The sequence below is a fragment of the Stenotrophomonas sp. Sm6012 genome (assembly GCF_030985895.1).
GTDB classification, from domain to species: Bacteria; Pseudomonadota; Gammaproteobacteria; order Xanthomonadales; family Xanthomonadaceae; genus Stenotrophomonas; species Stenotrophomonas forensis.
Genome location: NZ_JAPTFX010000050.1, coordinates 22689 through 29061, shown reverse-complemented (window position 1 = coordinate 29061; position 6373 = coordinate 22689). Strand labels below are relative to the sequence as shown.

Genomic DNA, 6373 nt, shown 5'->3' with positions numbered 1-6373 from the left:
CTGCTCGGCTCCACAGGTAACTCCCTGCGACACCCGGTCGCAGCCGATCCCGTCCGTCACTTGACCAATATCAAATCGCCCGCCGCCGCGCGGGCGTATTCCTATGCAGGACCCGAACACGCCGGCGTTTCCGGCATCCACAAGGACCCTGCGATGAGCTACACCCCCGACAACGCCCAGCTGCTGAACGCCCTGCAGAACGTCATGGTGATCTCCACCACCGACCTGCAGGGCAACATCACCTACGCCAACGACCTGTTCTGCACGCTCACCGGCTTTGCCCGCGAAGAACTGATCGGCCAGCCGCACAGCATCGTGCGCCACCCGGACGTGCCCAAGGCGGTCTACAAGGACATGTGGGACACCATCAAGGCCGGCAAGACCTGGACCGGCATCGTGCCGAACCTGGGCAAGGGCGGCGTGCTCTACGTGGTCGACACCACCGTGCAGCCGCTGTTCGACGCCGAAGGCAACATCACCTCGTACATCAGCATCCGCCGCGTGGTGAACGACCTGATGCAGAACTACGACCTGGTCGAGTTCAGCAAGGAAAAGTTCGACGACTTCTACGAGGCCGCATGAACGCGCTCCCGACCAGCACCGCCATCAGCCGCCTGCTGGTGGGCTTCGCGTCCGAGTCGGGCAATGCCCGCGCCCTGGCCCAGCGCCTGGGCGCGGACCTTCAGCCGCACGCGCCGCAGGTGCTTGCCTTCAACGACATCGACGTGGCCAGCCTCGGCCACGGGGATGTGCTACTGGCGATTTCCAGCTCGTTCGGTGACGGCGAACCGCCGGCCAACGGCGAGCAGTTCTTCGACACCCTGCGCCAGACCCCGACACTGAGCGGCCTGCGCTATGCGGTATTCGGGCTTGGCGATACCGGCTACCCCCGCTTCTGTGGCTTCACCAAGGCGCTCGATGCCGCACTGAGCGAGCGTCAGGCACAACCGCTGCTGCACCGCGTCGATGCCGATCTCGGCTACGAGCAGTTCTTCCAGCAATGGCAGCCGGTGCTCGGCCAGGTGCTGGACGGAAACCCCGCCGCCGGCCAGGACCTGCGCCTGCAGGTGACCGCCTATGGCGAAGACAACGCCTTTGCCGCGCGCATCGTTGAACGCCGCCGCTTGAACAGCAGCGACCCCGCGGCCTGGCACCTGCAGCTGGACATTGCCGGCAGCGGCATGGCCTACCGGGCCGGTGACACCCTGCACGTGGTACCAGAAAACGATCCTGCACTGTTGCAGGCGCTGGCCAACTGGTACGGCGACACCGGCGCCGTGGCCACCCTGCACGACCGCGAGCTGCGCCTGCTGGGCAAGAACGTGCTGCGCGAACTGGCCCGGCTCGGTGGCAGCGAAACCTTGAAGGGCCTGCTGAAGGTCAGCCAGAAGCGCGAGCTGGAGGCGTACCTGCACGGCCTGGACCTGCTGGACGTACTGCAGGATCACTCCACCCCGGACAGCGTTCCGCTGGCGCGCCTGCGCGAGCTGCTGTCACCACGCCTGCCGCGTGCCTATTCGATTGCCTCGCACCCGTGCGATGACCAGCTCAGCCTGTGCGTGCGCGAGGTACGCTACACCCTGCGTGGCCGCGAGCGCTTTGGCACCGCCACCGGCAGCCTGCTGCAGGGCGGCGACCACGCCCGTGTGTACTGCCGCTCCAATCCGGGCTTCCATCTGCCCGATAGCGGCGAAGCACCGCTGTTGCTGGTCGGCACCGGCACCGGCATCGCACCGTTGATGGGCCTGATGCAGGAACTGCAGGCGACCGCCTGCGAACGTGAAGTGCACCTGGTGTTCGGCGAGAAGCACCGCGAACACGATTACCTCTATCGTGAGCAGCTGCAGGACTGGCACGCGCGCGGCGCGCTGGCTGGCCTGCATACGGCGTTCTCGCGCGATGGGGCCGACAAGGTCTATGTGCAGCATGTACTGCAGCAGCGTGCCAGCGAAGTGCGAGACGTGCTCGCCCGTGGCGGGCATCTGTACCTGTGCGGCAACAAGCGCCACCTGGAAGGCGCGGTGCGCGACGCCATCGATGCCATCGCTGGCGAAGGGCACTGGGACGCACTGCGCGGCGAAGGCCGCACCCACTGCGAGCTGTATTGACCCGTCCGTCGGGTAGAGCCGGCCGCTGGCCGGCCGCTCCGGATTCCATGGTTGCCGGCCAGCGGCCGGCACTTCCATCAGATGCAACCAACCATCGCCAGTGCGCCCATCACGCGTCACTCGCCGACGATGCGGCCGTCCACCACGCGGGCCACCTGCTGGCCGAACATGGCCACGTCCTGCGGGTCATGGCTGATCAGCAGCAACGGGATGCCGGTCTTGTCCAGCACCGTCTCCAGTTCCTGGCGCAGGTGCTGGCGCAGGTCGTGGTCCAGCGCGGAAAACGGTTCGTCCAGCAGCAGCGCCTGCGGCTGGGTCACCAGGGCGCGCGCCAGGGCGGTGCGCTGGCGCTGGCCGCCGGATATCTGCGACGGCAGCAGATCGCCCACCGTGTCGATGCGGAAGGCGTGCAACCACTGCTCCACCGCATCGAAGCGCTGGCTGCTGCGAGGATTCAACCAGCCCGTCTGCAGCCCGAAGGCAACGTTCTGGCGCACGCTCAGGTGCGGGAACAGCGCATAGTCCTGGAACACATAGCCCAGCCGGCGACGCTGCGGAGGCAGATCCACGCCGGTGGCCGCATCGAACAGGGTCTGCCCCTGCAGGCGCACATGGCCCTGGCCGGGCCGCAGCAGCCCGGCCACCGCCTTCAACGTCAAACTCTTGCCCGCGCCCGAGGGCCCGAACAGCACCACCTGCCGCTGCGTGCACTGCAGCGACACGTCCAACACGAAATCCTGTCCGGCCGCCTGCAGCCGCCGTTGCACCTGCAGGTCAAGCCACATCACGCAGCTCCCGGCGGCGCCCGCCGACCAGCCGCGCGGCCAGCAGCAGGATCACGATGCACACCACCGAGGTCAGGATCACCAGCGCATTGGCCTTGCCATCCTGCCCGGCCTGTACCGCTTCGTAGATGGCGATCGACAGCGTCTGCGTGCGGCCCGGAATGCTGCCGGCCACCATCAGCGTTGCGCCGAACTCGCCCATCGCGCGCGCGAAGGCCAGCAGCAGGCCGGCAAGAATGCCGCGCCAGGCCAACGGCAGCGTGACCCGGAAGAACACCGCCGCTTCGGACACGCCGAGCGTGCGCGCGGCCTGCTCCAGCTGCCCGTCCACGCCCTCGAACGCCGCACGTGCAGGTTTGAACACCAGCGGCAGCGAGGCCACCGCTGCCGCGATCACCGCGGCCTGCCAGGTGAACACCAGGTTGATGCCGAACCAAGACTGCAGCCACGCGCCGATCGGGCCATTGCGTCCGATCAGCACCAGCAGGTAGTAGCCCAGTACCGTCGGTGGCAGCACCATCGGCAGGGTCAGCAGTGAATCCAGCAGCTCACGGCCCGGAAAGCGCCGTCGCGCCAGCAACGCGCCCAGCGCCACGCCCAGCACCAGATTGATCGCGGTGGCCCAACCGGCCACCTTCAGCGACAACCCCAGTGCGCTCCAGTCGAGATCCATGCCTCAGGGCTTGCCAAATCCGTGCTTGGCCAGGATCGCCTGGCCCTGCGCCGAACGCACGAACGCCGTGAAGCGCTTGGCCTCGACCGGCTGCGCACTGGCCTTGGTCACCGCCAGCGGATAGGCGATGCGCCCCGACACCGGCACTGCGAAGGCCCGGCGCACCCGGTCGGGCATCGCCTGCGCATCGGTGGCATAGACGAAGCCGGCGTCCACTTCACCGCGCGCCACGTAATCCAGCGACTGGCGCACGTTCTGCGTGGTGATGGTCTTGCCCTGCACCGACGGCCACAGCCCAGCCTTCTCCAGCGCGCCCTTGGCATAGCGGCCAACCGGCACGCTGTCCGGGTTGCCCAGCGCAATGCGCTGCACGCTGGCACCGGCCAGGTCCTTCAAGCTGCGCGGCGCGGCCGTGGCCTGCGGCGGCACCACCACCCACAGCGCGTTCACCGCGAACACCTCGCGCGTGCCGGCCGCCAGCAGGTCCTGCTGCTGGGCCTGGTCCATGGTGGTTTCATCGGCCGACGCAAACACGTCCACCGGCGCGCCGCGGCTGATCTGCTGCAGCAGCACGCCCGAGGCGGCGAAATTGAAATCGACCTTGGTTCCCGGGTGTGCCTTCTCGTAGGCGGCGCCCAGTTCACGGAAGCTCTCGGTCAGGCTCGATGCCGCCGACACCGTCAGGCCGGCCGCCCAGGCCGGCACCGTGGCCAGCAGTCCCAGCAACAACAGTCCCGCTCGTTTCATGGTCGGCTCCCGGCCAGGTTCAGTTCGGATCGGATTCGTCAGCCACCGCCAGCGCCGCCAGGCGCTCGGGCTGCAGCAGCAGGATCTCGCGCTGCTTCACCGCGATGATCCCATCATCGCTCAGGCGGCGCAGCACGCGGCTGGCGGTTTCCGGCGCCATCCGCAGGTAGTTGGCGATCTCGGTCCGCGCCATGGTCAGGTTGAAGCGCGTGGCAGAGAAGCCGCGCCGAGCATAACGTTCGGACATGTCCAACAGGAACGCGGCCATGCGCTCCTCGGTGCGGTGGTTGGCCGCCAGCGTGGCGACCTTGCCGATCTCCGCACTGAGCAGGCTGAACAGCTTGGCCTGCAGCCCCGGCATGCGCGTGGCCAGCAGGCTCAACTTGGGGAACGAGATGCGGCACAGGTGCACGGTATCCAGCGCCACCGCATTGCAGGGGAAGCGCGAACCATGGATCGCGTTCAGGCCGATCACCTCACCTGGCAGGCTGAAGCCCAGCACCTGCTCATTGCCCTGGCTGTCATCGACGAAGGTCTTGACCATGCCCGCGCGCACCGCCGCGATCGAATCGAACGATTCGCCGGCACGGAAAATGTAGTCACCGGCATGGAACGGACCGACATGGTCGACCAGCACATGCAGGTCACCCAGCGCGGTCTTGTCATACCCCTGCGACATGCAGGCATCGGAGAACGCGCAGGTGCTGCAGAAATGCAGTGCGTCGCCGTCGTCGGCAGCAGCGGGGTTCGGTGTCGCCTGGCGAAGGCGGCCGTGCGAGGACGGATTCGGAGACATCGAGGCAAGACTCAAGCGATGGCGGCCGCCGGCCGGAAGCATGCAGCCATCATACGCCACAGCAGGCGACCTTCTTCGGCCAGGCGCAGCACGCGTGCGTCCCACTGCGCCCAGCCGCGAGCGAGCAGTGGCGACAGCGCCGGCAGCTGTGCGGCAAAGCACTCCTCGAACGGTTCATCGTTGCGCCATTCGAAGGCCGCGGCGTCCAGGGCATGGTCGCAGGCAATGCTCTGCGCCACCTCGGCCGCCAGCCGCTCGTCTTCAGACAGGATCAGGCCGGCGGACACGCCGATGTGCCCGGCCTGCAGCCGAGCGCGCCATTGATCCCATTCGTCCTCCAGCCGATAGAACACCTCGCCGATCTGGCTGCAGGCAGACAGGCCGAGGCCAATGAAATCGCTGCGGTCACGGCGCGGTACGCCGGCCAGGTCGCAGTGGCGCTGGCCATCGCCAGGCCCGTGCGGGCTCGGCAGGTCACCCCGTTGATAGTGATCGCCCCCGATTTCCTCATAACCCGCTGCGCGCAGCAGGCGCCAGGCCTGCAGCCAGTTCGCGGCGGACGGATGCTGCGGCAACGCGCACGGTGCCGGCAGCAGCACGCGCTCGGGCGCTTCGGCCAGCACCTCATGCAGGCGTTCGATGAAGCCGGCATCCTCGCAGGCTGGCACCCGCAACTGGTAGTAGCGCGCGGTGAAGCCCACCTGCCGCGCCTGCGCCAGCAGGGTCGGCCCCGGCGCGTCAGCCCGGTCGATCACGTTCAGGCGGGTGCACCCCAGCGCACGCAGTTGTTCCGGAGACAGTGCGCTGCCTGCATCCAGCCGCACCTCCACCTGCGGGCGCGCCACGGTGCGCAGATGCTGCGGCACCGCGTCCAGCAGCTGGCCCAGCTGCGGCGGTGGCAGCGTTTCGGCCAGCCCCAGCTGCAGGACCATGGCCACCACCTCGCGGTCCTCGGCCAGTGCATCGGCCTGCAACCGCAGCGCCTGCAGCAGTGTCTCCAGATAGGCCTGCGGCGATACCTCGCGCCCGCCGCGCCCGGCCTGGAAGCCCAGGGTCAGGCCGCGCGGGATCAGGTGCTCGTTGCTGGCGCGCACCGCGGCGCGCCATCCACTTTCGCCGAAGCCGGTGCTGAACTGGTCAGCCGGCGGGAACAGCACATGCCGGGGTTGCCGCAGCAATGCCGCCTGCAGCGCGGTGTCCTCACTCTGGTCAACGTGGAAGCTCATGGCAGACATCTTCGGGCGTCCCTCCTCGCGTTGCCCTG

The 6373-nt window shown here is 68.1% G+C and carries 7 protein-coding genes; 2 read left to right on the top strand and 5 right to left on the bottom strand.

The features are described 5' to 3' along the window. Positions 1-153: 153 nt before the first annotated feature. Together O0J73_RS10935 and O0J73_RS10930 are read left to right on the top strand one after the other, a co-directional pair. On the top strand, positions 154-582 hold the full coding sequence (locus tag O0J73_RS10935; protein ID WP_053512135.1) for a PAS sensor domain-containing protein: 429 nt from the start codon (positions 154-156) through the stop codon (positions 580-582). Further along, positions 579-2108, top strand: coding sequence for a sulfite reductase flavoprotein subunit alpha (locus O0J73_RS10930; RefSeq protein WP_197565106.1), 1530 nt, complete (start codon positions 579-581; stop codon positions 2106-2108). The genes O0J73_RS10935 and O0J73_RS10930 overlap by 4 nt, the downstream gene beginning before the upstream one ends. Before the next feature lie 116 nt (positions 2109-2224). Here the strand turns inward: O0J73_RS10930 and O0J73_RS10925 are convergent, their stop codons facing one another. Genes O0J73_RS10925 through O0J73_RS10905 form a run of 5 tightly spaced genes read right to left on the bottom strand, consistent with a single transcriptional unit; the run spans position 2225 to position 6335 of the window. Beyond that, a complete protein-coding gene (locus O0J73_RS10925) occupies positions 2225-2893 on the bottom strand; it encodes an ATP-binding cassette domain-containing protein (RefSeq protein ID WP_006449308.1) in 669 nt (222 codons plus the stop codon). Further along, entirely contained in the window at positions 2883-3566 is a 684-nt protein-coding gene (modB, locus tag O0J73_RS10920; protein WP_006449309.1) for a molybdate ABC transporter permease subunit, read from the bottom strand. Before modB ends, O0J73_RS10925 begins: the two co-directional genes overlap by 11 nt. Positions 3567-3569: 3 nt before the next feature. After that, positions 3570-4313 (bottom strand): molybdate ABC transporter substrate-binding protein, encoded by a 744-nt coding sequence (modA, locus tag O0J73_RS10915; RefSeq protein ID WP_006449311.1) that lies wholly within the window; start codon positions 4311-4313, stop codon positions 3570-3572. Positions 4314-4332: 19 nt separating this feature from the next. Beyond that, the gene (locus O0J73_RS10910) at positions 4333-5109 is read right to left on the bottom strand and encodes a helix-turn-helix domain-containing protein (RefSeq protein WP_049457447.1); all 777 of its coding nucleotides are present in this window, start codon (positions 5107-5109) and stop codon (positions 4333-4335) included. An 11-nt stretch (positions 5110-5120) separates the two neighbouring features. After that, positions 5121-6335: a coproporphyrinogen III oxidase gene (locus O0J73_RS10905; RefSeq protein ID WP_308308695.1), complete on the bottom strand. Its 1215-nt coding sequence runs from the start codon at positions 6333-6335 to the stop codon at positions 5121-5123. Positions 6336-6373 lie beyond the last annotated feature (38 nt).

Coding starts and splice junctions, on each gene's coding strand:
- O0J73_RS10935 (WP_053512135.1), top strand. CDS start 154: ATGAGCTACACCCCCGACAACGCCCAGCTGCTGAACGCCCTGCAGAAC.
- O0J73_RS10930 (WP_197565106.1), top strand. CDS start 579: ATGAACGCGCTCCCGACCAGCACCGCCATCAGCCGCCTGCTGGTGGGC.
- O0J73_RS10925 (WP_006449308.1), bottom strand. CDS start 2,893: ATGTGGCTTGACCTGCAGGTGCAACGGCGGCTGCAGGCGGCCGGACAG.
- modB (WP_006449309.1), bottom strand. CDS start 3,566: ATGGATCTCGACTGGAGCGCACTGGGGTTGTCGCTGAAGGTGGCCGGT.
- modA (WP_006449311.1), bottom strand. CDS start 4,313: ATGAAACGAGCGGGACTGTTGTTGCTGGGACTGCTGGCCACGGTGCCG.
- O0J73_RS10910 (WP_049457447.1), bottom strand. CDS start 5,109: ATGTCTCCGAATCCGTCCTCGCACGGCCGCCTTCGCCAGGCGACACCG.
- O0J73_RS10905 (WP_308308695.1), bottom strand. CDS start 6,335: ATGAGCTTCCACGTTGACCAGAGTGAGGACACCGCGCTGCAGGCGGCA.